This window comes from Coprococcus sp. AF51-11b1 (genome assembly GCF_027682785.1).
Classification (GTDB): Bacteria; Bacillota; Clostridia; order Lachnospirales; family Lachnospiraceae; genus Allocoprococcus; species Allocoprococcus comes.
The window spans coordinates 130,291-154,533 of sequence record NZ_JAQCZB010000004.1; the positions used below are offsets into that span (position 1 = coordinate 130,291).

23 protein-coding genes and 4 tRNA genes are annotated in these 24,243 nt (G+C 44.0%); 5 read left to right on the top strand and 22 right to left on the bottom strand.

Annotated elements, in window-relative coordinates; translation table 11 throughout:
* Positions 1 to 216 precede the first annotated feature (216 nt).
* Entirely contained in the window at positions 217 to 1,485 is a 1,269-nt protein-coding gene (locus PGY05_RS06005; RefSeq protein ID WP_270475517.1) for a chloride channel protein, read from the bottom strand.
* Between the two features lie 499 nt (positions 1,486 to 1,984).
* Here PGY05_RS06005 and PGY05_RS06010 point away from each other — a divergent pair, with 499 nt between their 5' ends.
* Positions 1,985 to 2,548 (top strand): hypothetical protein, encoded by a 564-nt coding sequence (locus PGY05_RS06010; protein ID WP_270475518.1) that lies wholly within the window; start codon positions 1,985 to 1,987, stop codon positions 2,546 to 2,548.
* A gap of 85 nt (positions 2,549 to 2,633) precedes the next feature.
* On the opposite strand, the gene PGY05_RS06015 is transcribed toward PGY05_RS06010, so the two are convergent.
* From PGY05_RS06015 to eno, 8 genes are all read right to left on the bottom strand, one after another.
* Positions 2,634 to 3,599, bottom strand: a complete 966-nt coding sequence (locus PGY05_RS06015) for a carbohydrate kinase family protein (protein WP_055247651.1) — start codon at positions 3,597 to 3,599, stop codon at positions 2,634 to 2,636.
* 334 nt (positions 3,600 to 3,933) lie between these two features.
* Complete coding sequence (locus PGY05_RS06020) at positions 3,934 to 5,607, bottom strand: M3 family oligoendopeptidase (protein WP_270475519.1); 1,674 nt, start codon at positions 5,605 to 5,607, stop codon at positions 3,934 to 3,936.
* 215 nt (positions 5,608 to 5,822) lie between these two features.
* A tRNA-Pro gene (locus PGY05_RS06025) sits at positions 5,823 to 5,896 on the bottom strand.
* A 62-nt stretch (positions 5,897 to 5,958) separates the two neighbouring features.
* A tRNA-Gln gene (locus PGY05_RS06030) sits at positions 5,959 to 6,029 on the bottom strand.
* 65 nt (positions 6,030 to 6,094) lie between these two features.
* Positions 6,095 to 6,168 (bottom strand) — tRNA-Pro (locus tag PGY05_RS06035).
* Between the two features lie 53 nt (positions 6,169 to 6,221).
* Positions 6,222 to 6,292 (bottom strand) — tRNA-Gln (locus PGY05_RS06040).
* Between the two features lie 137 nt (positions 6,293 to 6,429).
* Complete coding sequence (locus PGY05_RS06045) at positions 6,430 to 6,873, bottom strand: GNAT family N-acetyltransferase (protein WP_055156049.1); 444 nt, start codon at positions 6,871 to 6,873, stop codon at positions 6,430 to 6,432.
* 153 nt (positions 6,874 to 7,026) lie between these two features.
* A complete protein-coding gene (gene eno, locus PGY05_RS06050; RefSeq protein WP_175306202.1) occupies positions 7,027 to 8,334 on the bottom strand; it encodes a phosphopyruvate hydratase in 1,308 nt (435 codons plus the stop codon).
* 217 nt (positions 8,335 to 8,551) lie between these two features.
* On the opposite strand from eno, the gene PGY05_RS06055 reads away from it, so the two are divergent.
* Both PGY05_RS06055 and PGY05_RS06060 read left to right on the top strand, forming a co-directional pair.
* Complete coding sequence (locus tag PGY05_RS06055; RefSeq protein ID WP_055247647.1) at positions 8,552 to 9,394, top strand: YitT family protein; 843 nt, start codon at positions 8,552 to 8,554, stop codon at positions 9,392 to 9,394.
* Between the two features lie 103 nt (positions 9,395 to 9,497).
* Positions 9,498 to 10,211: a GTP pyrophosphokinase gene (locus tag PGY05_RS06060; RefSeq protein ID WP_242854826.1), complete on the top strand. Its 714-nt coding sequence runs from the start codon at positions 9,498 to 9,500 to the stop codon at positions 10,209 to 10,211.
* A gap of 77 nt (positions 10,212 to 10,288) precedes the next feature.
* On the opposite strand, the gene PGY05_RS06065 is transcribed toward PGY05_RS06060, so the two are convergent.
* Both PGY05_RS06065 and PGY05_RS06070 read right to left on the bottom strand, forming a co-directional pair.
* Entirely contained in the window at positions 10,289 to 11,290 is a 1,002-nt protein-coding gene (locus tag PGY05_RS06065) for an asparaginase (protein ID WP_270475520.1), read from the bottom strand.
* Between the two features lie 29 nt (positions 11,291 to 11,319).
* Positions 11,320 to 11,856 (bottom strand): HD domain-containing protein, encoded by a 537-nt coding sequence (locus PGY05_RS06070; protein ID WP_008371469.1) that lies wholly within the window; start codon positions 11,854 to 11,856, stop codon positions 11,320 to 11,322.
* Between the two features lie 157 nt (positions 11,857 to 12,013).
* Between PGY05_RS06070 and ymfI the strand changes: the two genes are divergently transcribed.
* Positions 12,014 to 12,748, top strand: a complete 735-nt coding sequence (gene ymfI / locus PGY05_RS06075) for an elongation factor P 5-aminopentanone reductase (RefSeq protein WP_008371467.1) — start codon at positions 12,014 to 12,016, stop codon at positions 12,746 to 12,748.
* A gap of 3 nt (positions 12,749 to 12,751) precedes the next feature.
* Here ymfI and PGY05_RS06080 read toward each other — a convergent pair whose 3' ends face one another.
* From PGY05_RS06080 to PGY05_RS06120, 9 genes are all read right to left on the bottom strand, one after another.
* Positions 12,752 to 13,507, bottom strand: a complete 756-nt coding sequence (locus PGY05_RS06080) for a hypothetical protein (protein ID WP_022220815.1) — start codon at positions 13,505 to 13,507, stop codon at positions 12,752 to 12,754.
* A gap of 205 nt (positions 13,508 to 13,712) precedes the next feature.
* Positions 13,713 to 14,465 (bottom strand): exodeoxyribonuclease III, encoded by a 753-nt coding sequence (locus PGY05_RS06085; protein ID WP_022220816.1) that lies wholly within the window; start codon positions 14,463 to 14,465, stop codon positions 13,713 to 13,715.
* A 29-nt stretch (positions 14,466 to 14,494) separates the two neighbouring features.
* The gene (truA, locus tag PGY05_RS06090) at positions 14,495 to 15,274 is read right to left on the bottom strand and encodes a tRNA pseudouridine(38-40) synthase TruA (RefSeq protein ID WP_270475521.1); all 780 of its coding nucleotides are present in this window, start codon (positions 15,272 to 15,274) and stop codon (positions 14,495 to 14,497) included.
* A gap of 54 nt (positions 15,275 to 15,328) precedes the next feature.
* Positions 15,329 to 16,093: a type III pantothenate kinase gene (locus PGY05_RS06095; RefSeq protein ID WP_008371460.1), complete on the bottom strand. Its 765-nt coding sequence runs from the start codon at positions 16,091 to 16,093 to the stop codon at positions 15,329 to 15,331.
* A 3-nt stretch (positions 16,094 to 16,096) separates the two neighbouring features.
* Complete coding sequence (locus PGY05_RS06100; protein WP_055247641.1) at positions 16,097 to 16,762, bottom strand: ECF transporter S component; 666 nt, start codon at positions 16,760 to 16,762, stop codon at positions 16,097 to 16,099.
* 56 nt (positions 16,763 to 16,818) lie between these two features.
* Positions 16,819 to 18,018: a bifunctional phosphopantothenoylcysteine decarboxylase/phosphopantothenate--cysteine ligase CoaBC gene (coaBC, locus tag PGY05_RS06105; RefSeq protein WP_008371456.1), complete on the bottom strand. Its 1,200-nt coding sequence runs from the start codon at positions 18,016 to 18,018 to the stop codon at positions 16,819 to 16,821.
* A 14-nt stretch (positions 18,019 to 18,032) separates the two neighbouring features.
* Complete coding sequence (nrdR, locus tag PGY05_RS06110; RefSeq protein ID WP_022220817.1) at positions 18,033 to 18,482, bottom strand: transcriptional regulator NrdR; 450 nt, start codon at positions 18,480 to 18,482, stop codon at positions 18,033 to 18,035.
* 118 nt (positions 18,483 to 18,600) lie between these two features.
* Positions 18,601 to 19,296, bottom strand: a complete 696-nt coding sequence (locus tag PGY05_RS06115) for an NUDIX domain-containing protein (RefSeq protein WP_055156108.1) — start codon at positions 19,294 to 19,296, stop codon at positions 18,601 to 18,603.
* Between the two features lie 292 nt (positions 19,297 to 19,588).
* On the bottom strand, positions 19,589 to 19,846 hold the full coding sequence (locus PGY05_RS06120; protein WP_055156107.1) for a PRC-barrel domain-containing protein: 258 nt from the start codon (positions 19,844 to 19,846) through the stop codon (positions 19,589 to 19,591).
* Positions 19,847 to 20,124: 278 nt separating this feature from the next.
* On the opposite strand from PGY05_RS06120, the gene arcC reads away from it, so the two are divergent.
* Positions 20,125 to 21,054, top strand: coding sequence for a carbamate kinase (gene arcC / locus PGY05_RS06125; protein ID WP_022220819.1), 930 nt, complete (start codon positions 20,125 to 20,127; stop codon positions 21,052 to 21,054).
* Positions 21,055 to 21,702: 648 nt separating this feature from the next.
* On the opposite strand, the gene PGY05_RS06130 is transcribed toward arcC, so the two are convergent.
* Together PGY05_RS06130 and PGY05_RS06135 are read right to left on the bottom strand one after the other, a co-directional pair.
* Positions 21,703 to 22,836: a toxic anion resistance protein gene (locus tag PGY05_RS06130; protein ID WP_055262143.1), complete on the bottom strand. Its 1,134-nt coding sequence runs from the start codon at positions 22,834 to 22,836 to the stop codon at positions 21,703 to 21,705.
* A 21-nt stretch (positions 22,837 to 22,857) separates the two neighbouring features.
* On the bottom strand, positions 22,858 to 24,234 hold the full coding sequence (locus PGY05_RS06135; protein ID WP_270475522.1) for a 5-bromo-4-chloroindolyl phosphate hydrolysis family protein: 1,377 nt from the start codon (positions 24,232 to 24,234) through the stop codon (positions 22,858 to 22,860).
* Between the last annotated feature and the right edge of the window lie 9 nt (positions 24,235 to 24,243).

The window sequence follows — 24,243 nt, forward strand, 5'->3', positions numbered from 1 at the left end:
CTCAAACAGCGCTCTCAGTCGGTGACGCCGTATTCCTGTCAAGTTCCAGAAGCAAGAGTCTCTTTCATCGCTTTGCTTTACTAAATTATTTTTAGATACTAGCACACGTTCTTTACTTTTTCAAGTATTTTCTTCTATTTTTTAATTTTTTCTCGTTAATTGTCAGCTTTTTTGCTTTAAAATCATCAATTCACTTTGTTTCTTTTTGTTTTTTGATTATTTCGTATGTTTATCCACGTATTTATTCTCTGTTTTGGAATAAACAATTTTCTGTTCCTTATATAAGCTGTAATATCCGGAAAGCAGATAGCTTACCGCAACCACAATACAGTAAAACGGCATCCCGTTAAATCCAAACAACTCTGCTGCAATCAAAAGAGATGTGATCGGACTGTTTGTAACTGCACAAAAGACACCAACCATTCCACATGCCGCACAGATATCTGTCGGTGCTGCAAGGATCGTAGACATAAAAGAACCAAGTGTCGCCCCGATAAACAGTGACGGTACGATCTCCCCACCCTTGAATCCGGCGCAGAGCGTCAGTGCCGTAAACAGCATTTTCAGAAGGAACATCTGTGGTCCTACCGTCTCTTTAAAGCTTGCCTGGATCACACCTGTTCCAAGCCCCAGATAGGCATCCGTTCTGAGTGCAAAATACAAAATGATCACTCCTGCTGCCCCTGCAACCACACGCACATACGGATTCGGAAACCATTTCTTCAGATAATGTTCCCCATTATGCAGCACAATACAGAACAGTGCTCCGGCAAGCGCACACGCAATTGCCAGAATGATCGCCTTGATCGAATCCACACTGTAAAAATTCGGAACCGATTCTACCAAATACGGCGGAGTAACGGTCCTCACTTTCAGAAGCAGCGCAATCCCCTGTGCGGCAAATGCAGAAAATACACATGGCACCAGCGCGGCATAATACATCACACCAACACTGATCACTTCCATTGGAAATACAACCGCCGCCATCGGTGTCCCGAAAAGTGCTGAAAATGCGGCACTCATACTTGCCAGAATGATGATCTTCTTGTCACTTTCATTCAAATGCAGATATTTCGCACATACATTTCCTACACTTGCTCCAAACTGAAGCGCTGCACCCTCTCGTCCGGAAGATCCTCCAAACAGATGTGTGATCGCTGTCGATATCAGAATCAGTGGTGTCACCCATCCCGGAACCTCTTCCTCATCCGACCGGACTACTGTCAGAACCAGGTTCGTTCCGGAGTTCTTCTCCTGCCCGGTAATTTTGTACAGCCAGACGATCAAAAGACCTCCTAACGGTAGCCCAAGAATGATCATCGGATTTGCCTGTCTAAACGAAGTCACCCATACAATCGCATAGGAAAATCCGCTGGCGATCAGTCCGATGAGACTTCCGATCACCCCGGACAAAACGATCCATTTGAACAATGAACCATACAGATTTTTCCATGCTTCTCTCATTTCTTTTAATTTTTCATTCATCCTTTGTTCCTCGTACTCTTATTTTCTTAAAAAAAGAATGTGCCCTGGCACATTCTCGCGCCGAGCGCGTTGCTGAGCGTAGACCGCTTGCGACATCCTTCATCTTCGCGCGAGTGCACATCTCCGGCACACGGTGCCTTTTATTTAACAGGAAGTTCCTTCAGAATTTCCTGTTAAATAAAAAATGCTGTATACACATCCTTATTCCACTTTTTATTATAGAAAATTTTTCTTTTTTTGACAATTCCAACTGACAAAGATTATTTCTCTTTTTCTAGCTGCATATGATAATCCCGGATCATATCTGCAAGCGCAACTGTCTTCAGGCTGTCCGACAGGCGCAATCAATAAAAATAATATCTGGACGAAAGCCAAATGAGATTTTCTTATAATCCTCAGCAGACATTTTCCTCTCGCTGTCAATTGAAATTTTTATACGAAACTGGTATTCTATAAGAAAAGAAAATCGATCATTTTCATGATCGAAGGAGGTTAAGATATGTCTGAAATTTTAGCTTTCTCAGAATCTGCCGATTCTGATCCAAAGCTTTCTACAGAACCAGTTTCCGAATCCGGAGACATCCATACAGCCACTGATGTACCACCCAAAGAAACTCCAGCTCCGGAACCAGATTCCCCTGAAGCAGAAACCATTTCATCTGAGGAAAAAAAGAATACTTACACGGATTTTTCATCGGAAAATTTCAAATCTTCTGACGATTCCGAAAAAGATCCGTTTACCGGAGAAAAGAAAAGTTTCCACCACCACATTTTCCATACAGCAAAAGAACTGAATTATCTGCGTGAAAAATATATCCTGGGAAAAATTCCGGATGACCAGCTTCTTGAGTATCTGAAGCTTGAAGAAAAGCGTCATGAGCTCCAGGTGCAGGAACGCAACATCCGCGAAAAACGGATTATGAATGCCTTTATGCTGACAGCGATCCTTGCTGCAATTGTGGCTGTAGTATACAGTCTGCATGAGAATCCGACGGTACTCATCAGTATCCTGTATATTGGTGGAATCCTTGCAGGCATCCATGTCTGGAATAAGAAAAAATAAATATTATAACATGCGCATAAGAACCTCTGCCGGACAAGATGTCAAGCAGAGGTTCTTCTCTTCTGTCTTACAACAGGTTCCTTTTTTATACATTCTGGATAAAGTTCTTGATTTCTTCTCTGGTCGGCATAACCCGAAGTGCCCCTTTTCTTGTTGTGATCAGGGATGCTGCCGCATTTGCAAATGTGAGAAGCTCTTTTAAATTTTCTTCAGTCAGCTCTTCCATTCCATGCTCCAGAATATAATTCAGGGAATTGGCACAGAACGTATCTCCGGCGCCGGTCGTCTCGATCGTATGCTCCTGGACAAAGCCCGGAACTTCTACCCGGAGATCTTTATAATATGCACGGCTTCCGTCTTTTCCAAGGGTAATGAGTACCAACGGAATCTGATATTTTTCACGGATCAGTCTTGCTCCCTCATCATAGTCCGTGGTTCCGAACAAAAATTCCACTTCATTATCTGAAATTTTCAGAATGTCACATTTGGAAAGTCCGTATTCAATCTCGGCTTTCGCCTCATCCAGTGATTTCCAGAGTGGCGGGCGGAGGTTCGGGTCAAAGCTTACGATACATCCTGCTTCTTTTGCCACATCAATCGCATATCTGGTTGCTTCTCGCACGCCTTCATGGGTAGAGGAAAGTGTTCCGAAATGGAAAATCTTTGCCCCGCGGATCAGATCTTCGTCCACTTCTTCTTTTTTCAGCATCATATCTGCTCCCGGATTCCGGTAGAAAGAGAAATCTCTGTCACCGTCCGGATAAGTATGTACGAACGCAAGCGTGGTATGTACTTCTTCATCCATTACCAGATTCCGTGTATCAATTCCAACTTCTTCGACTGCAGTTTTCAGCTGTTCTCCGAACATATCTTTTCCGACTTTTCCGATAAATGCGGTCTTTTTCCCAAGCTTTTCAAGCATGGCGAGTACGTTGCATGGTGCGCCTCCCGGATTGGCTTCCAGAAGCGGATTGCCCTGTGCACTTGTTCCATTTTCTGTAAAATCAATTAGCAGTTCGCCTAAGGCGGTTACGTCATAGATCTTTTCCATATTCGATTCCTCTCTTTATAATCCTCTTGGATGCGAAGTTATAGGCTGTGAAGACGAATTACACAAAAGAACTGTTTCAAATTCAGTTGTGCAAACCATTCCGATAAACCTCTTAGGACGAAAATCGTGTTCAGCAGAGGTTTCCACGATTTTTGAGTTTCATCTCCATTGCACAAAATTAGAATTTGAAACAGTTCTTTTGTGTAATTCGTCCATCAAGGTTATCGATAATAATCTTCGATCCCATACTCTTATAAGCAAATTATACCTTGTCCCTCCAGTACATGCAATAAGATTATGTAATCGATATCATGTTTTTTCAGTTTTCTTTCCCTTAAATCAGGTTCAGTTTTTTCAGAACGTTGTAGATAGTTCCCTCTTTAAATGGATCGCTTAGGTTTCCAATTTTCAGGAGTTCGTGGTAGCCTTTGCTTCCGCCCTGGCGGCAGAGGGCGTAGTAATCTTTCCATGCACTTTCCAGGTCTTCCTGCATTTTTCCGTAGTATTCAAGTGCTCCTACACGGGATACGGCGTAATCAATATAGTAGAACGGACACATGAAGAGATGCTGTTTCTGCATCCAGAATCCGCCCTGTCCCAGGAATTCATTGCCATCATAATCTCTCCATGGGAGATAGATTTTTTCCAGTTCGTGCCATACTTTTCTTCTTTCCATTGCATCGGTCAGATTTTCAGCGTATACACGGTGCTGGAATTCATCTACGCATGCCATGTATGGCATTGCTTCCAGCGAATCCCACAGATATGCTTTTTTCTGTTTTTCTGCATTTTCTCCGAAGAACAGATGCATCCACGGCAGTGTGAAATATTCCATCGCCATTGAATGGATCTCATTAATCTCTGCGGTACTGTATGTCTGCGATAATACCGGAATATTGCGTGACGCTGTATATGCTTCAAAGGCATGTCCTGCTTCGTGGGTAAGGACATTGACATCTGCATTGGTTCCATTAAAGTTTGCAAAAATGAACGGTGCCTTATATTCTTCCATAAAGTCACAGTAGCCGCCCTGCTGTTTTCCCTGTCTTCCTTCCAGATCAAACAGACGGTATTCCATCATAAAATCAAAGAACTCTCCTGTCTCTTTGGAAAGCTCATGATACATGGTTCTCGCCTTTTCCAGAAGTTCTTCTTCCGTTCCCTCCGGAACTGCATTTCCATCCGGATAGGTAAGACTTTCGTCATAATATTTTAATTCTTCGATGCCAAGCCTTTCTTTCTGTTCCTCATAAAGTTTCTGACAAAGCGGTACGATATGCTCCCGGATCTGCTTACGGAATATTGCTACATCTTCCGGCGTGTATTCAAATCTTTCCATCTTCTGATACATCATCTCGGCATATCCATTAAATCCAAGGTTCTTTGCCATCTGCTGACGGATTCCGATCAGTTCCGTATAAAGGGAATCCAGTTCATCCGAAATCGCTTTATACAACTCTGCCCACTTTTCAAATGCTTCTTTACGGATGCTTCTGTCGGTATCCTCCATCATCTTTAACAGACCATAGAATCCAAGCTGTTCTCCGTGAAAATCTGTAACCGGTGCCGCTGCAACCTGGAAATACTTCTGAACCAGCTTGTTCTCCTGGATCTGCAGATCGGCATTACACGGATCGGTAAGCCGGACTTTGTTCTCTGCCTGTCTGGAATAAACTTCTCCGAACTCTTTTTCAAGCTCTGTTCTGTAAGAAGACTTCAGATAACTCTCATAGAACTTTTTCATTTCGACATCAATCTGTGGCTCGATCTCGAAAATATATTCCATCTCTTTTCGATAGAATTCATCATTGGTATCCTGGCTGTTGCGGATACTTGCCATGACGCGTGTCGTATTAAAGTGGCTGTTTGCATTCAAGATTGCGACAAATGCCTGATGCGCGCCTTCAAAATCTGCAGCCTCGTTAAAGTTCTTTGTTTCTTTCTGGATGGTCCGGATATACGCTTCCCCATCTGGACGTACATATTTCATCTCTGAAAATTTTTCCATCATCTTTTCCTTCTTTCCAATCTTTTTCCTCTGCCTGTCAGAATCATATTCTTTTCCCCAAAAGCAGCTCTATCCCGATTTTATCACAACTCATCCTGTGATTCCATCATCTTTTCGTACAATGTTACGAAAGAATAAAAATCTCTTCTGACACAGCCGGATTCTTCAATCCACATCTGCATCAAAAGAGATTCTTATCTTCAGACATACAAAAATCGGAGTGACAGGATTTGAACCTGCGGCCTCTACGTCCCGAACGTAGCGCTCTACCAAACTGAGCCACACTCCGATAATAAATATATTGGATATTCCAAACGGAATATCCAACTTAAATTCTTATTCAATTAAAAACTACGGATAGAGGACTCGAACCTCTACTAACAGAGTCAGAGTCTGCTGTGCTGCCATTACACCAATCCGCATCAATCATCTGTTAATCTCTGTCCATCGAAATGAACAAAACATTATAAATTTTCAGAAAACCAAATCGGAGTGACAGGATTTGAACCTGCGACCTCTACGTCCCGAACGTAGCGCTCTACCAAACTGAGCCACACTCCGATAACCGTACTGGACAACTAACTGTCCGGTTAAGTCCTTATTCAATTAAGGAACTACGGATAGAGGACTCGAACCTCTACTAACAGAGTCAGAGTCTGCTGTGCTGCCATTACACCAATCCGCATCATCTGTTTGTTCGCTCTGGTTCTCAACAGCGAACAAACTTATTATAGCAAATCTTTACGGAAATGCAAGCATTTTTTTACATTTTTTTAAAGAAAGTCATTTTAAGTACTTCTTCTTCTTTTTTCTGACATTTTTCTAGCAAAATTCTTTTATCATCTGATCATACTCCAGCCAGTCATAACCCTGTCTCTTATACAGCTTCCAGGCTCTTTCATTCTCCTTTTCCACTTCCAGACGGAATCTTGTCACACCCTCTTCTTTGTGCTCTTCCATATATCTGAAATACTCACTTCCGAGTCCTTTGGAACGATACTCTTCTAATATATAGAGTTCTTCCAGCCAGTACACCATCCCGCCTGCTTCCTGCGAAAAGGTCTTGGCGATCAGTCCATAGCCTGCGATCTTGCCTTCCCATTCCAGGATAAACAGTTCCGCATAGGTATCACTTTTCAGACATTCTTCAAATGTTTTTTCCAGATAAGAATCCGGAACCGGATGATCCACTGCTGGCATCCGGTAAAAATCATGCGCCATTTTTATGTAGATTTCTTTGTCTTCTGCTTTTATTTTTCTGATCATTTTCCAGTTCTCCTTTTAATATCCTCACGAAAAGAGGTCACTCCCTGTTCGCTTAGAAAGTGATCCCTTTTCCCATTCTTATACTCTGCATAATATCATGCACTGCTTTTATTTTCAATACCTCCTGCCCGAAGGCTGGGTTTTCCGGAAATCTTATGAAAATCGTACAAATGGATTCTCATATCTGGCAATATTTCCCAGCTTCTCCTCAATCCTCAAAAGCTGATTATACTTCGCGATCCGTTCTGATCTGCACGGTGCTCCGGTTTTGATCTGTCCCGTGTTAAATGCCACCGCAAGGTCTGCAATAAACGGATCCTCTGTCTCTCCTGACCGGTGGGATACAATTGCCTGATAACCAGCCTTCTGCGCCATCTGGATCGCATCGATGGCTTCCGTCAGAGTCCCGATCTGATTCACCTTGATCAAAATTGCATTAGCGATCTCCTTTAAAATGCCGGCGTTCAGCCGTTTCACATTCGTCACAAACAGGTCATCCCCGACAAGCTGCATATCCAGTCCCAGTCTCGTCGTCAGAAGCTCCCAACCTTCCCAGTCTTCTTCATCAAGCGGATCTTCAATGGAAATAATTGGAAATTCTCCTGCAAGCTCCTCATAGTAATCAATCATCTCTTCCGTCGATCGCGCCACACGATGTCCGTGCATCTTCGCCTCTCCCGGAAATACATACTCTTTTCTCTCTTTATCATACAGCTCACTCGCCGCCGCATCCAGTGCGATCACAATCTGCTCTTTCGGTTTATAACCTGCCTTTTCAATCGCACGCATGATCATGTGTAGTGCTTCTTTCGCATCCGGCAGATTAGGTGCAAATCCACCTTCATCCCCGACTGCGGTCGGATAATCGTACTTTTCCAGAATCGCCCGAAGCATCTTATAGATCTCGGCGCACATCTGAAGTCCTTCTTCAAAGCAGACTGCTCCGACCGGCATGATCATAAATTCCTGGAGATCAATGGAATTATCCGCATGCCGTCCCCCATTTAGGATATTCATCATCGGAACCGGCATCTGCTTTGCATTTACACCGCCAAGATACTGATACAACGGAATCTCCAGCGCATCTGCTGCTGCCCTTGCTGCTGCAAGAGACACTCCAAGCATTGCATTTGCCCCCAGATTGATCTTATTGTCTGTCCCGTCAAGCTCCAGAAGCACCCGGTCGAGCTTCGCCTGCTCCAGCACGTTCATTCCCAGAATTTCCCGGATGATCCGGTCATTCACATGCTCCACGGCGCGTCTGACACCAAGTCCCTGATAGCGGTGTTTTCCGTCTCTTAACTCAATTGCTTCATATTTTCCTGTCGATGCCCCGGAAGGAACCATCGCCCTTCCTGTAAAATGACTCCCTGCAAGTACCTCTACTTCTACAGTCGGGTTCCCGCGCGAGTCCAGAATTTCCCGCGCAATAATATCTGTAACCGGTATATATTGTTCCATAATCCATCCTCCTTTTTTGTCTTTTAGTATGTCCTTTCGGGCGCTGAATCATGCACGAAAATCCCCGTATTTTCGTATCATCGTATACATTACGAAAATGCTCTAAAACGGTTGACTTCATACATTTTCGGCGTTACAATACCAACGGAAATCGGGTGATATTTTTCAGTATTTCATCCGTTTTCTAAAACTTTATGAATCAATCGGGGAATATAAAATGAGAGAAAAAATCGAAAATTTTATTGCAATGAGCGGAGCAACTCTGCTGATCGCAGTAGGGACTTATTTTTTTAAGTTTCCAAACAACTTCACATTTGGCGGAATCACCGGTCTTGCCGTACTGATTGCCAAAACCGGACTTATTTCTGCTGCCGACTTTTCATTCGTTGCCAACATGTCACTTCTGATTCTTGGCGCAGTGATCCTCGGTAAAAAATTCGTTGCAAAGACAGCCTACTGCAGTGTCCTGCTTTCTGTTGCGCTTTCTTTATTTGAACGAATCTTTCCAATGAACCAGCCATTTACCAATCAGCCTATGCTTGAGGTAATGTTTGCGATTGCACTCCCGGCACTCGGTTCTGCAATCCTCTTCAATATCGGATCTTCCAGTGGCGGTACAGATATTATTGCCATGATCCTGAAGAAATTTACAAGTGTTGACATCGGACGTGCACTGGTTTGCTCCGACATTGCGATCACCGTTGCAGGTTTCTTTATCTTCGACGTAAAAACAGGACTTTATTCCTGTTTCGGACTGATCATCCGTTCCTTCCTTGTAGACAGCTTTATTGAAAGTCTGAACCTTTCCAAATATTTCAACGTTGTCTGCAGTAATCCGGAACCGATCTGCGATTATATCGTCCACTCACTCGGTCGAGGCGCCACAATCTGTGAAGCACACGGAGCCTTTACCGGTGAACAGAGATACATTATTTTTACAGCGCTGAACCGTCAGCAGGCAATCAAACTCCGTAACTTTATCAAGGCAAATGATCCTTCTTCCTTTATTCTGATTTCCAACACCAGCGAGATTATCGGAAAAGGATTCCATAGCATTTAAAAGATTGTTATTTTTAAGACATTTTCCGTACTCTGTATGCTATGCACCTTACCCCAGATATGCTATAATAATATAAGCAACCAGAATAAAGAGGAGTAATCATATGGAGACACAACTTAAACTGATTCCGGCTTCTGAGCATCCGACTGCACTGGAATCACAGTGGCTAAATGCGATTAGTCCGGCTGATTTTATCAATAATAATAAGAACTTTGATGTTCTGATGATGAAGTATCGCTGTGCGATCCGCGAGATCCAGACAAAGCTTGAAGTCTTGGATGATGAGTTTTCTGCAGTAAACAAACGCAATCCAATCTCATCTATCAAATCCCGTGTAAAAAGTCCTGCCAGCATCTATGAAAAGCTGCGCAGACGTGATCTGCCATTTACAGAGGATAGTATTGTCAAGAATTTGGACGATGTCGCCGGAATCCGGGTGATCTGCCCGTTTATCAGTGACATTTATACAATTGCCAACCTGCTCACTTCACAGGATGACATTACTGTTCTTAAGATCAAAGACTACATAAAAGCACCAAAGTCAAACGGTTATCGAAGCTATCATATGATCGTTGAGATTCCGGTTTTCTTTACAGAGGGAAAATTTCCAATGCGCGCCGAAATCCAGATCCGCACGATCGGAATGGATTTCTGGGCAAGTGTAGATCATCAGCTTCGTTACAAAAAAACAATCGGTGCTGACAAAGATATCGAGGCTATCGAAGCCGAACTTTTGAAATGTGCACAAACTGTAAGCGAGACTGACTGCCACATGGAAGAAATCAAAGACATGATCGGCGACTTTGAAAAAATCTAACCGGAGAAAATTAAATATTCAAAAAGAGGAAGGTGTTCCATTCATCCGGAACCCTTCCTCTTTTATTTGCACCTGCTTTATCCTCTCTTTGTAAAAAGGATATCGTGATTGATCTGCGTGTAGAATGCTTTCTGCATATTCTGTTCTTTTCTTCCCATCAGCCACATCAGCTTTGTGATCACTGCTTCCAGCGTCATATCATAGGCTTCGATCATATTGAAATCCTGCTTAACTTTTTTCCCAACTTCATAGACCGTCATATTACTTCCCTCATTGGCAACCTGTGTTGTCATCACGACAAATTTACCCTTACCTGACCATTTTTCCATCTCCTGATAGAATTCCTGAACAAGCGTCTGCGGAATACCACCTACGCCAAAGCTTTCAATTACCAGACAGTCATAGTGTTCAAACAGATAGGACAGAATATCCGGCTTCATTCCAGGAATCAGCTTTAATACATATACACTGTCTTTCATATCATAATAAAACTTAACTGCATGACGGCACGGGATCTCCGGAATATACCGGACCAGGATACCATCCTGAATAACTGCAAGATACGGAAAATTGATACTCGAAAATGCATTGTAACTCTTTGCATGCTCTTTCTTTGCACGTGTTCCGACAATTACCTTTCCGTCAAATACAAGGTTGACCCCCTGGGAATCATCATCCGCCGCATAAATAAAGCTGTCCAGCAGATTTGTCTTCGCATCTGTCACATCCATATTGATTGGCTTCTGCGCTCCTGTAACAACAATCGGCTTGGCTGAATTCTGTATCATATAAGAAAGTGCCGCCGCTGTATATGCAAGCGTATCCGTGCCGTGGCAGATTACAAACCCATCATAATATGCATAATTGTCTTCCACTGCTTTTACCATCATTTTCCAGTGTTCCGGTGTTACATTCGTGCTGTCAAGATTACACACCTGCTTTGTCTGAACCTCACATACATTTTTTACAGCCGGAATATAAGATAAAATATCCTCCGGTGTCAGTCCCGGTGCCAGTCCATCCTTTGTCTGACGGGATGCGATCGTCCCACCTGTACCTAACATCAAAATCTTCTTCATCTTTGATTGTCCTCTCTTCTACCTCATTATTATCCAAAATTTTTGTCAATCAGACTACAGTATTCTGCAAATGCTTCCGTCTCTGCAAATGCTTCCCGTAATGCTTCTCTGACGCCTTTATAATACCATCCGATCGTTGCTTTGTCTTTCATTCGGAATCTGTTCCACAATTCCTCTCCACATACAGGATAATCCCGATCAATATCCCGCATATTCGACAGCTTGTCCGCAAGTCCGATCATCTGAACCTCAATTGGTGCTGTCTTAAGCCTTTCTATGGTTGCACTTTTTCTTTCCATCCAGGTCTTGGATTTATCTTCGCTTTCCTGTGATACGATTCCCGCAACTCTTGCTGAAAACATCTCTTTTAACACATTTGCATCCACACCCTCACAGTCCTCGATCGTATCATGCAGGATTGCTGCACTGATGATCTCCTCATCCTGTGTCATCGTGGATACTATCTTTCCTACTTCCATCGGATGTACAATATACGGTCTGTCGGTCCCCTTCCGATACTGACCTTCATGTACCTTGGTGGCAAAATCAATGGCTTTCTGTACCATGTTTTTCCTCCTCGCATCTGTATGACATTTTTTCAATATTTATCATAACACCAGCGTCTTTAAATCACAAGAAAATCAGTGTATAATATTGTCTGATTATGTAGAAAAAAAATAACTGTAAAGTAATTCTTATAAATAGCAAAAGGAGTTTTTATAAATGAACAGAAAACAGATTCTTGTCACCGGCGCTTCCCGTGGAATCGGAAAAGCCTGCGCTATCCACTTTGCAAAAGAGGGATGGCATGTATTTTTAAACTGCCGCAAATCCATCAGTGAATTGCAGGCTACTGCTGATTTTATCACAAAGGAAACCTCCGGTTCCTGCGAAATCCTCCCAGGAGATGTAGGTGTTCCATCCGAAGTCGGACGTATCTTTGACCAGATTGAAATGTCCGGCTCCGGTCTTGACGTACTCATCAACAATGCCGGAATCGCATGGATGGGACTTCTGACGGATATGAGCATTGAAGAATGGAACCGAATGATTTCCACTAATCTTTCTTCCGCATTTTACTGCTGCCGCGCAGCACTTCCTTACATGATCCATCAGAAAGCGGGACGTATCATCAATATTTCTTCGATGTGGGGAACTGTCGGTGCTTCCTGTGAAGTCGCTTATTCTGCCACCAAATCCGGTCTGAACGGTCTTACCCGCGCACTTGCAAAAGAACTTGCGCCAAGCAATATCCAGGTCAATGCGATCGCCTGTGGTGTCATCGATACCGTAATGAACGATCTTCTGGATGCGGAAGAAAAAGCTGCCCTCGCAGAAGAAATCCCTGCCGGACGTTTCGGGACACCAGAAGAAGTCGCGCTTCTCGCATGGCAGCTTGCAAATGCCCCTGCCTATCTTACCGGGCAGATACTGGGTATGGACGGAGGATATATCTAACTCCTACTCCCAGATCTTGTCCCACTTCGCGTAAAGTGTAATACTGGATGCCGGGTATCTTTCGGATTCCCGGTTTTCCAGAAGCTTTGTCTGCTCCGTATATTTCTCATTCAGCTCATCTTCAAGGGTCCCATACTGCTCCTGTTTTGCAAGCTCTGCCAGTTCTTTTTCCTGCACAACTCCAGCATCAGTCCACGCATACCATCCTTCAAATCGATATCCGTCTTTCACTGCCGTTGGCATACATCCTTCACTTAACCGAAGGCTCTGCCCATACACAGTATAGTCTGCCGCAAATTTTCTTTTGTTCTTTCCTTTATTCTGCCCGGCTTCAAGCTCTTCACCATTTCCCCTTGTCGCAAACAGCCTTCTTCCGCCTGCTGTTGCCGTACCGTAATTCTCGATCTCACCACCTGCAGCGTCATAATAAATAACCGTATAAGGTGCCCAGACATATGCCGTACCAAACTTTTCTGTCTCTGGCCCTGTCCCATTTCTGTCAAACCGGAATCCGTAATGGTATTCTTTTCCTTCATAAAAATAAGTGAAAAATCCTGGTATTCCTGCCGGGATCCCAACCTCCTGATTTACCGACTTGTGAAAATCAAACCGGATCAGCTCTGCTCCATCTGGTGTCTCCCCATCATCTGCGTAAACCGATATTCCTGCACTATTGCACGCCCAGACAATCACTCCACCAAACATCACCAGCAGCAAATACCGAACTATCATCGTCCAGATACTTCCAATCCGTTCCATACATGTCCCTCCTCATCCCAAAAGCTAAATTACCCATGTATATTTATATGCAGGCAGAATTTTATATATTCCCTCAAACAGAATCATCCACTATCCCTGAACGAAAAATTTCAAAAAAATAAACTGATCAGATTCCATCGCACAAAAGTGAATCTGATCAGTTTATTTTTTTACAATTTGATGTCGCAGCTTATCGATCTCACCCCTACTTAAAATCCAGTTCCACCGGACAGTGGTCAGACCCAAATACATTTGTCAGAATCTTCGCATCTTCCAACCTGCTTTCCAGTGCTTTTGATGTACAGAAGTAATCGATACGCCAACCTGCATTCTTTTCTCTTGCCTTAAACCGGTAGGACCACCAGGAGTAAATTCCTTCTTTATCCGGATAGAAATAGCGGTAAGTATCAATGAATCCCGCATCCAGAAGTGCTGAGAATTTTGCTCGCTCTTCATCTGTAAATCCGGCATTCTTCCGGTTGGTCTTTGGATTCTTCAGATCAATTTCTTTGTGTGCCACATTCAAATCTCCACAGAAGATCACCGGTTTTGTCTCTTCCAGCTTCTTAAGATAAGCAAGAAACGCATCTTCCCAGGTCATACGGTAGTCAAGTCTTGCCAGTTCGCTCTGGGAGTTCGGTGTATACACGGTAATAAAATAAAAATCCTCAAATTCCAGTGTAATCACGCGTCCTTCCTGATCATGTTCTTCTATCCCAAGTCCGTAAGTAACCGATAACGGCTCTTTCTTTGTAAAAATTGCAGTCCCTGAGTATCCTTTTTTCACGGCCGAGTTCCAGTACTGGTGATATTCCGGCAGATCAAGTACAAGCTGCCCTTCCTGCATCTTTGTCTCCTGCAGACAGAAAATATCCGCATCTGCCTCTTTAAAAAAATCCATAAATCCTTTCTGCACACATGCACGGATTCCATTTACATTCCATGAAATAAACTTCATCTCTTCTCTTTCCTCCATTTCTTTGGTTTTTATTTTTCGCCGATCTTCTGTACCGCTTTTTTAAGCTCCGCTTCTGTATAAAAAACACGGTCTAAAAACAGTCCCTTCGCCGGTGCCGGAAAACCAGATTTCTTCCGGTCTTTCGCTTTCAGAATCTCCGGTATCTCTTCCGCTTTTATTTTCCCGATTCCCACATCCAGAAGCGTTCCGGTAAGTATCCGGACCATATGATATAAAAATCCATCTCCGATCCACGATAACGTAAGTGTATCCTTTTCATACACGATCCCGACCGCATAAATCGTCCGTACCGTATCTTTGTCCTCTTTCAAATCCGTAAAGGCGGAAAAATCGTGGGTTCCCATCAGATACTCTGCTGCTTTTTCCATCGCAGCGATATCGACCGGATGTGGAAAATGAAACCGGTATTTCCGATGAAATACTTCCATCTTGTCACGCAGATCGATCTGATACTCATAGCATTTCCCGACCGCACTCTTTCTTGCATGAAAATCCCGTTTTTCTCTGCTGATATCCAGCACTCTGATATCTTCCGGGAGAAGTGCATTTAACTGCTTCTTAAAACTGTCCATATCAATTTCTTGTCCCAGATACAGACTGCACTCCTGCCCTAACGCATGTACACCACTATCCGTTCTTCCTGAACCACTGACCACCGTCTTTTTCCCTGCAATTTCTGAAATCCGTCGTTCCAGAATTCCCTGTACAGTAAGTTCCGTATTCTCCTGTCTCTGCCATCCACGATACGCCGTTCCATCATAGGCAACTGTTATCCGGTAAGTATTCATCCTTTTATAAAAGGGGCGAAAACTTTATAAGTCCTCGTCCCTGTCACCTTTCTGTTATCTGTTTTTCCGGTAAATGATCAGGAGTCCTTTCAGGAGCAGATCGTCATCCAGTATGACCTCTCTCTTGCAGTACGGAACAATCTTCTTGGAAAGTCCACCTGTTGCGATTGCAGTCATCGGCTGTCCAATCGCTTCCTCAATCCGGTCAATAATTCCATCGATCGCCGCTGCACTGGAATAGAGAACACCACTCTTCATACATTCAATCGTATTCTTTCCGACAATCCGCTTCGGTGCTTCCAGACCGATTCCCTGAAGCTGAGATGCATTTTCCGTCAGGGCGTTCAGTGAAATATTCACTCCCGGATAGATCATGCCTCCGATATAATTTTTCTTTTCATCGATCACACTGACTGTTGTCGCCGTTCCCAGATCGAAAATCATCATCGGTGCTTTGTATTCTGCAATTCCGGCAACTGCATTTGCCACCAGATCACTTCCGAGCTGTGCCGGATTATCCATCAGGATATTGAGTCCGTTCTTCACGCCAGGTCCGATGACCAGTGTCTCTTTTTTCAGAATCTTTTCTGCCGCCTCTTTTACGACATATGTAATCTGCGGAACTACCGAGCTGATGATCGCTCCTTCCAGCTTCTCCGGTTTGATTCCGTGAATATCCAGAACCATCTTGATATCAATCGCATATTCCAGTTCCATCTTTGTCTTGATCGTGGAAAGTCTTTCGATAAAATAGGTTTTGTTGTCATCCACACATCCAAGTACAATATTTGTATTTCCTATATCAATCGCAAGTATCATTTTTTACACTCCTAATCTTTCCTGTACCCCTTTTTTCATCAGTGTTTTCCCAAGTACCAGCGTGATCACCGCCGCTACGATCGCCTCCGGAATCCCATTGATTCCGATAATGCTCAGAATAAATCCATATACCGCCTTTACGGTAATACCATTGGCTGCCGCATAATCATTTCTGAAAAATACAAAAATAAGATTCATGACAAGAAGCGTATTGGTCAGTGCTCCGGAAAGTCCTGCCGCAATCAGTCCAACAGAGGATACTCCATTGTTCTTTGAAAGCTTCTTAACCAGACGGTAAACATAAAACGGTACTACACCGATCAAAATACGTGGCACAAAACAGATGATCAGACTTCCGATCCCTCCACTGTATTCACCCAAACTGTAAAATGGGGTAAATACGAATGATGTCAATGTCGGATTTATCGTATTATTGATAAAACTTGTAAGACCAAACACGCCTCCAAGCGCTGCGCCCTTCTTCGGTCCAAGCATCAGAGATCCCATGATCACCGGGATATGGATGATCGTCGCCCTTGTAAATCCCAATGGGATATATCCGATAAACGGGGTGAATGCCAGCACTACAATAAGTGCTGCAAAGATTGCCATCTGTACGAGTCCTTTTGTTTTGGACATGGATGTAGTACGTTCATTGCCTTGATTCATTTTTCTTTTCCTCCTGTTACTATTCTCTTTACGAGATACAATACATTTTGGCTTTTTTATTTATTCATACACTCCAGAATCTTGTCAAGAATACAAGCTGCTGTCTCTTCCTTGCTGATCATTGGAAGTGCAGTCTCATCTTCCTTCGTGATCAGCGTCATCTGATTTGTATCGCCCTGAAATCCTGCTCCGGCAACTTTAAGATTATTTGCCGCGATCATATCCAGCTTCTTCTTTTCAAGCTTCTTTCTGGAATTTTCAACCATATTCTCGGTTTCCATCGAAAATCCACACAGAAACTGTCCGTCTTTTCTGTGCTCTCCGAGATATTTCAGAATATCGTCTGTCTTTTCCAGTTCCAGACTCATCTCACTGTCCGATTTTTTCACCTTTTCATCCGCAATATGCTTTGGCCGGTAATCTGCAACCGCTGCTGCTTTACACACAATGTCTGCATCTGCTGCCTCTTCCTTTACCGCCTCGAACATTTCCTTTGCAGTCGTGACCGGAACAATCTTCACAAACATCGGCTTTTTGATCTCTGTCGGTCCGGTGACAAGCGTAACATCCGCTCCTCTTGCCACAGCAACGCGTGCAAGAGCATATCCCATCTTACCGGATGAGTGATTCGTAATGTAGCGCACCGGGTCGATTGCTTCTCTTGTCGGTCCTGCTGTGACAAGAATTTTCTTTCCGGTCAGATCTTTCTCATAAGCAGTATCCCGGTAAATATATTCATACAAAGTCTCCGCTTCCGGCATCTTCCCGGCTCCGTTATCTCCGCATGCCAGATGTCCACTTGCCGGCTGGATCACTTCATATCCATAATGCTCCAGAAGTTTTAAATTATCCTGTACGACCGGATTCTCATACATTCTTGTATTCATCGCCGGTGCAAGGATCTTCTTACATTCGGCACATGCCATCACAGTCGTAGTCAGCATATCATCTGCAATCCCGTGTGCCAGCTTGCCGATCACATTTGCCGTGGCAGGTGCGATCATCACAATATCTGCCCATTTTGCCAGTGTCACATGCTCCACACTGTACTCAAAATTGCGGTCAAATGTATCGATCAGGCACTTATGCTGTGTCAGCGTCTCAAATACCAGCGGATTGATAAAATTCGTTGCATTCTGTGTCATCACAACTTTCACATCGTATCCTGTCTTTACCAGCATACTTGCCAGTGTTGCAATCTTGTACGCCGCGATACCGCCGGTCACGCAGAGCAATACTGTCTTTTTCCGTTCCATTTGTCTTTCCCCTTTTATTCTAATATTTTCTTCAGTTCATCCATGAAGGTATTCACGTCTTTAAATTCCCTGTATACCGATGCAAAACGTACATAAGCAACCGGATCCAGCTTTTTCAGACTTTCCATAACAATCTCACCGATCTGGCTGCTCGGAATTTCTTTCTCTTCCCGGCTGAAAATCGCTGTCTCGATCGAGTCGATCGTTGCCTGAATATCTGCTGCCGCTACCGGACGTTTATAGCACGCCCGGAGTACTCCGCCTTCCAGCTTAGTACGGTCATACTGCTCCCGGTTGTTGTCCTTCTTGATCACGATCAGCGGTATGGTTTCCACCTTCTCATAGGTTGTAAAACGCTTGTTGCACGCATCACAGGATCTTCTCCTTCTGATCGTCGTTCCGTCATCTGCCGGTCTTGAGTCGATGACTCTTGTATCAATGTTACCACAATATGGGCACTTCATCTTTTTTCCTCCTGCCTGGTTCTTGATTGATTCTACTGCCGAATCACGCACATTTTTAATGTCTATAGTATAAATCCTGTATACAGGGTTGTCAACAAATTCACACTTTATCAAAAGGCTATATAAGCCGGCTTTCCACCAGCTTCCATGCCTGTACGATCAGTGCCGCATGGTCACAGGCGATCCGGTCCGATTCTTTTACCTTATAATAAGTCTCTCTTACCAGTCCACTTCTTTCCTTTTTTTCAACGATCGCCGAAATTGTAAGCTCTGCTTCTTTATTTTCCAATGCCAGTCGATAAATGGTTCTCTTCCAATCTCCATCCTCCTTCACCGATTCTGTCTGACAATGAAGCTGCATCCACTTTGCATCCGCCGCATCGTCACCAGCCTGCACCTTTACCTGCCCTTCATCCACAACCGAAAGATATGCCGATGTAATAATCCGTGCCCTCGGATCACGGGTCACATTCCCATAGACTGCAAACTGCTCCATCGGAAGATCCGCCACGCCGGTCTCTTCGGTCAATTCTCTTCTTGCCGTATCTTCCAGATTCTCATGAAGTTCAATAAACCCACCCGGCAGCGCCCACCAGCCAATGCTCGGATGATTCCGCCTTTTAACCATCAGAACTTTCCATTCTCCGTCCACTACCTTTCTTTTGCAGGAGAATATAACTGCATCCGTTGTCACACAAGGATTCTTATATTTATAAGGATCGTACTCTTCCAGAAATTCTTCCAGCGTCTGTCCCTTTTCATTTTCGTTTCCGTTTCCCCGGAATGGCTCGATTTCTTTAAAAAATGCTGTCATTTTTCTTCTCTCCTTTGTCTTTTTACTTGTTCTCATTTATTTCACTGAGCAGTCTGTACTCTTCTTCCTCTTTTACTATTCTTATGATACCAGGGTCAAAAGGTCAGAAAGCCGATGCAAGCTTGCTTGCAAGAGGATTTTTGATCTCTTGCCCCGCCAAAAACATGAGTAAGTAGCCATTTTTCAAAGAAAAATGAGCGGATTACGAATGTTTTTGAGGAGTGCGAGAGTGCAAAGCACGTAGCAATCTGGTATCAAAGGGGGCAAAATACCTTTTGACCCCAACATCTTCTTATTTACACGGCTTCAGACATTTGTCCTCTTTAATTTCCACAAGAATAATATCCTCTCCAATCCTGCGAATACATTCAAACGGAATAATATACTCCGCATCATACCCAAGAAATCCACAGATTCTTCCCGGTCCCGGTACGATCAATGCTTCCACACACCCTGAACAGATATTGATCTGCAGATCTGCAACAAACCCGAGCCGCTTGCAGTCACATATGTTGATGACCTCACGTTCTTTTAATCCGCAAAATCGAATCCGTTCCTCTTTCATACTGCACCATCCATCGGACTTCTTATTATATTATATGAACATCTCCCCTTGTTGTCAGCATGTTTTCTAAAAATCCCCGTCCTTGTGCCATTTAGCTTCTGCCCACCAATAATTCCTTTTTATACTGTGCATTTTTGCCAACTAATGATTGCAATTTCCATAAAAAAATACTATAATTTTTATATATTTTTTATCGCTGTTGTCTGCGTTATATGTTTTTCATACGCAGACAATTCAAATTCTGAGAAACAGAGGGATGTAATATGAAGAAAAAAGTTGTTGTTGCATTAGGACACCGCGCACTCGGAACCACACTTCCGGAGCAGAAGGTTGCCGTTAAAAAAACTGCAGTTTCCATTGCAGATCTTGTTGAAGAAGGATACCAGGTAGTAATCACACACAGTAATGGACCTCAGGTTGGTATGATCCATACTGCTATGAACGAATTCAGCACCAATCATCCGGATTATACCGCTTCTCCGATGTCAGTCTGCTCTGCTATGTCGCAGGGTTACATCGGATACGACCTGCAGAATGCGATTCGCGAAGAACTGATCGGACGCGGCATCTATCGCAGCGTATGCACCGTTATCACACAGGTAACTGTTGATCCATATGACGAAGCATTCTATACACCAACCAAGATTGTCGGACGTATCATGAACGCAGAAGACGCTGCCGCTGAACGTAAAAAGGGCAATTATGTAGTAGAAGTTCCTGGTCAGGGCTTCCGCCGTGTCGTTGCTTCTCCAAACCCAGTTGATATCGTAGAAGTTGATGCCATCCGCACCCTTACCGATGCAGGACATATTGTAATCGCCTGCGGTGGTGGCGGAATCCCGGTACTCCAGCAGAACAATCACCTCAAAGGTGCCAGCGGAGTCATCGAAAAAGACCTTACTGCCGGCAAGCTTGCTGAACAGATTGATGCTGATGAACTCATCATCCTGACCAGTGTAGAAAAGGTATGCTTAAACCACGGAAAAGAAGATGAAGAAGAACTCGATACTATCTCCGTAGAACAGGCTAAGCAGTACATGGATGAAGGACACTTCGGAATCTACAATATGCTTCCAAAATTCCAGGCATCCGTAGGATTCATAGAAAAGAAAGAGGGAAGAAGTGCTCTGATTACTTCTTTTGATACTCTGAAAGATGCTCTGAAGGGTAAAACCGGAACTGTTATTGAATAAATGTACAAAAGGAACGACATAAAGGGCTCCGTTTTCTGTGGGTAGAAATGGTGAAGAGTCCGTAGAGAAAAAATGCACCAGTAATTTGGATACCGGGCTGATTCGCGGAATAATCCTGATGATTATTCCACTCAGCAGCCCTCTGGATTTCGTGCTTGTAGCACGAAACCAGATCCGAATTACTGGTGCCTTTTTTCTAACGGACTCTAGCACCGTTTCTAATCACAGAAAACGGAGTCCTTTATGTCTATGTCTTGATAACTTTTAATTTCAGAAACATTCACACAAGCACTTTATTCCTACTATCTACTATTCCATTCACTCGCACCCACCCCATAACGGGGGCAGCCTCCAGGCGTCCCCCCGTGGAATACAGCAAGGCAGGGACAAGTAGATTCTGTTTTTTTATGTTAGAAAGCGGCGATTAGAGTCCGTTGTAAAAAGGCAGCCGGTAATTTGGATCTGGTTTCGTGTTTCATACACGAAATCCAGAGGACTGCTGAGCCGAATAATCATCAAGATTATTCAGCGAATCAGTCCGGTATCCAAAATTACCGGCTACCTTTTTACCTACGGACTCTTCGCCGCTTTCTCCTCATAAAAAAACAGAATCTACTTGTTCCGGCCTGTATGTCATCCACCAAACGCTTACCCCTGAACCTGTAACAGCTTCGCTTTCAGTTCAGCTTCGATGCGCTGCATTTCCACCTCTGCCTGCTGACGTTTCTGGCGGCCTTCCTGTTGGATCTGCATGACTTCATCGAAGGTTGCAATCAGCGATTCATTGGTTGCTTTTAAGGTTTCAATATCTACGATTCCACGCTCGGATTCTTTGGCAGTCTCTACAGTAGCAATCTTCAGCTTTTCTGCGTTCTTGCGCAGGAGTTCATTGGTCATATCGTTGACCTCTCTCTGGGCTGCGGCTGCCTGTGCGGAATGTTCTACACCAAGGGCGAGTACCATCTGGCTTTTCCAGAGTGGGATCGTATTGACGAGTGTAGACTGGATTTTTTCTGCCATCATTGTGTCGTTTCCCTGTACCAGACGGATCTGTGGTGCGGTCTGCATGGCGATTGTCTTGGTCAGTTCCAGATCATGCAGCTTTTTCTCAAAACGTTCACATCTGGAATCCAGATCTTTTGCTGCCTGTGCATCCTCGGCAAGTCCACTTGCCATCGCTTTATTCTTCAGTTCCTGTAGCTCACCGTTTCTTGTCTCGGCAAGCTTCTGCTTTCCGGCAAGCACATACATGGCCAATTCTTTATAATATGTCAGGTTCACTTCATACATCTTGTCCAGAAGCGCAATGTCTTTCATAAGCTGCACTTCGTGAGATTCCAGTGCTTTGACAATATTGTTTACATTGGTTTCTGCTTTTGCATATTTGGCTTTCATTGCCTGGATCTTGTTTCCGCCTTTTTTGAAGATTCCGAGGAATCCTTTTTCCTCTTCCTCATCAAATCCTTTCAGTTCTGTCACCACATCACTTAACAGTGTGCCAACCTCTCCAAGATCTTTTGTTTTTACATTTTCCAGTGCTTTTTCTGAAAAATCTGCGATCTTCTTCTGGGTTCCGGCTCCGTACTGAAGAATCATGTTCGAATTGGCGAGATCAATTTTTTCTGCAAATGCACTGACCATATTCTTTTCTTCCGGTGTCAGGACGATCTCCGGTGTTTCCGGTTCTGCCTCCTGATAAATCTGCGGAGTCTCTTTTTTTTCTTCCTGGAACGGATCCAGCGTCAACTCCGGTGTCACATTAAATTCTTCAAAATCGTTCATACTCTTCTTCCTCCTGCGACTTTATTTTTTCATTCCGTCCTCTTTCAGACCTTCCTGTGCAAGCATGGTATTCAATACGGAAATATCCGATGAGACATCCCACATGGTATCCTGAAACAGGTCATCCAAAAGCTTCTCAAACGCCGTATTTAAAGTATCGAGCGTTGCCTCAATCTCACGTTTTGCAGTCTGGATATTTTCTCCATCAACCGGCTGTCTGTCAAGCTGTTCATATGCTTCCAGAAGCTTGATCGTCGTCGGAAGATAATATTCCATCAGCTTACGGATATCCGAAACTGACTGTGGATTTTCTTCCACCCGGTCGAAGATCCGGTCTACCAGCATCTCCATCCGGCTGATCTTTGCGGAAATCTCTTCTCCCGGAATGGCTTCATTACACTCGTGGATCTTTCTGATAAAAGCATCCCCCTGGTCAATAATCTTCTGCACCTCCGGTGCCAGCTTTTCATTCTTTGCTTCTTTTTCTTTTGTATTTTTCTGTGTCTTCTCTTCTTTCTTTACCGGCTCTTCCGCTTTCGACTGCTGTCTGCGGTTTTCGATCTGTAAATATTCTTCATAAGCACGGTTTGACAAGATCAGGCATTTCTTCTCACCATCCATGTGCCCCTGACGGAACCAGCCTTTAGAAATCATTCTTTCCAGATCCTTTGTCACAAATTTTATGGATTTTCCGGAATTGCTTCCGATCTCCGAAATATTGCAATACTCTCTGCCTGCAATCCTGCGGCTGTAGTTCTTGAATCTTCCAACCTGTTTCAGAAGCTTAATGCCCCATCCTGTGATCATGCCACTTGCTGCCGTAAACAGTCCAAATACCGCACGCATGATCCATAAAGCCCCCGGACTTTCCGGCAAAGAAGCAATACAAGATGCAAGGAACAGAATCAGAAATATAAGTGCTATGCTTCCGCCTACTGCGATCATGACAATTCCGCCTGCCTTTGTTCCCGTCGTCGATCCATACAAGACAGGTGACTGCTGTGCATTGCTGTATCCATACCGGCTGCTGCCCTGTGATTCCGCCTTATAGTCCTGCATATCCGGATTCCATGCTCTTCCATTTCCATCCGTTCCGCTCCACCTGTAAGTTCCAAACGGAGGTACACCTCCTCCAGGCGTTCTTCCCCATCTGTCAGTTCCGCCCATCTGTCCATATCTTCCACGCGGTCCTCCCGGACCTCTTCCCATATTTCTCGTTGCCTGATCAAACGCATTTCCAAAAGAACGCATGCCCTGTTCCGCGCCATTTACCGCACCATTCACTGCCCGGTTGATCGTATCTGTGATCGTCTGGTTCAGCTTCCGGTAATCCTGCGAGTCTACAGCATCCTGCACGGTTCGTCTGATCTCTTCTCCAAATCTTTCCCAATCCTGCATTTTCAGCTT

Excerpts from the sequence above, each read along its gene's own strand:
- PGY05_RS06070 (WP_008371469.1), bottom strand. The coding sequence starts at position 11,856 with ATGGTACAGAAAGCCATTGATTTTGCCACCAAGGTACATGAAGGTCAG.
- ymfI (WP_008371467.1), top strand. The coding sequence starts at position 12,014 with ATGAACAGAAAACAGATTCTTGTCACCGGCGCTTCCCGTGGAATCGGA.
- PGY05_RS06045 (WP_055156049.1), bottom strand. The coding sequence starts at position 6,873 with ATGATCAGAAAAATAAAAGCAGAAGACAAAGAAATCTACATAAAAATG.
- coaBC (WP_008371456.1), bottom strand. The coding sequence starts at position 18,018 with ATGGAACGGAAAAAGACAGTATTGCTCTGCGTGACCGGCGGTATCGCG.
- PGY05_RS06135 (WP_270475522.1), bottom strand. The coding sequence starts at position 24,234 with ATGCAGGATTGGGAAAGATTTGGAGAAGAGATCAGACGAACCGTGCAG.
- PGY05_RS06130 (WP_055262143.1), bottom strand. The coding sequence starts at position 22,836 with ATGAACGATTTTGAAGAATTTAATGTGACACCGGAGTTGACGCTGGAT.
- nrdR (WP_022220817.1), bottom strand. The coding sequence starts at position 18,482 with ATGAAGTGCCCATATTGTGGTAACATTGATACAAGAGTCATCGACTCA.
- PGY05_RS06065 (WP_270475520.1), bottom strand. The coding sequence starts at position 11,290 with ATGAAGAAGATTTTGATGTTAGGTACAGGTGGGACGATCGCATCCCGT.
- PGY05_RS06100 (WP_055247641.1), bottom strand. The coding sequence starts at position 16,762 with ATGAATCAAGGCAATGAACGTACTACATCCATGTCCAAAACAAAAGGA.
- PGY05_RS06015 (WP_055247651.1), bottom strand. The coding sequence starts at position 3,599 with ATGGAAAAGATCTATGACGTAACCGCCTTAGGCGAACTGCTAATTGAT.
- PGY05_RS06060 (WP_242854826.1), top strand. The coding sequence starts at position 9,498 with ATGGAGACACAACTTAAACTGATTCCGGCTTCTGAGCATCCGACTGCA.
- truA (WP_270475521.1), bottom strand. The coding sequence starts at position 15,274 with ATGAATACTTACCGGATAACAGTTGCCTATGATGGAACGGCGTATCGT.
- PGY05_RS06010 (WP_270475518.1), top strand. The coding sequence starts at position 1,985 with ATGTCTGAAATTTTAGCTTTCTCAGAATCTGCCGATTCTGATCCAAAG.
- PGY05_RS06115 (WP_055156108.1), bottom strand. The coding sequence starts at position 19,296 with ATGACAGCATTTTTTAAAGAAATCGAGCCATTCCGGGGAAACGGAAAC.
- PGY05_RS06080 (WP_022220815.1), bottom strand. The coding sequence starts at position 13,507 with ATGGAACGGATTGGAAGTATCTGGACGATGATAGTTCGGTATTTGCTG.
- eno (WP_175306202.1), bottom strand. The coding sequence starts at position 8,334 with ATGGAACAATATATACCGGTTACAGATATTATTGCGCGGGAAATTCTG.
- PGY05_RS06020 (WP_270475519.1), bottom strand. The coding sequence starts at position 5,607 with ATGGAAAAATTTTCAGAGATGAAATATGTACGTCCAGATGGGGAAGCG.
- PGY05_RS06005 (WP_270475517.1), bottom strand. The coding sequence starts at position 1,485 with ATGAATGAAAAATTAAAAGAAATGAGAGAAGCATGGAAAAATCTGTAT.
- PGY05_RS06055 (WP_055247647.1), top strand. The coding sequence starts at position 8,552 with ATGAGAGAAAAAATCGAAAATTTTATTGCAATGAGCGGAGCAACTCTG.
- PGY05_RS06085 (WP_022220816.1), bottom strand. The coding sequence starts at position 14,465 with ATGAAGTTTATTTCATGGAATGTAAATGGAATCCGTGCATGTGTGCAG.
- arcC (WP_022220819.1), top strand. The coding sequence starts at position 20,125 with ATGAAGAAAAAAGTTGTTGTTGCATTAGGACACCGCGCACTCGGAACC.
- PGY05_RS06095 (WP_008371460.1), bottom strand. The coding sequence starts at position 16,093 with ATGATACTTGCGATTGATATAGGAAATACAAATATTGTACTTGGATGT.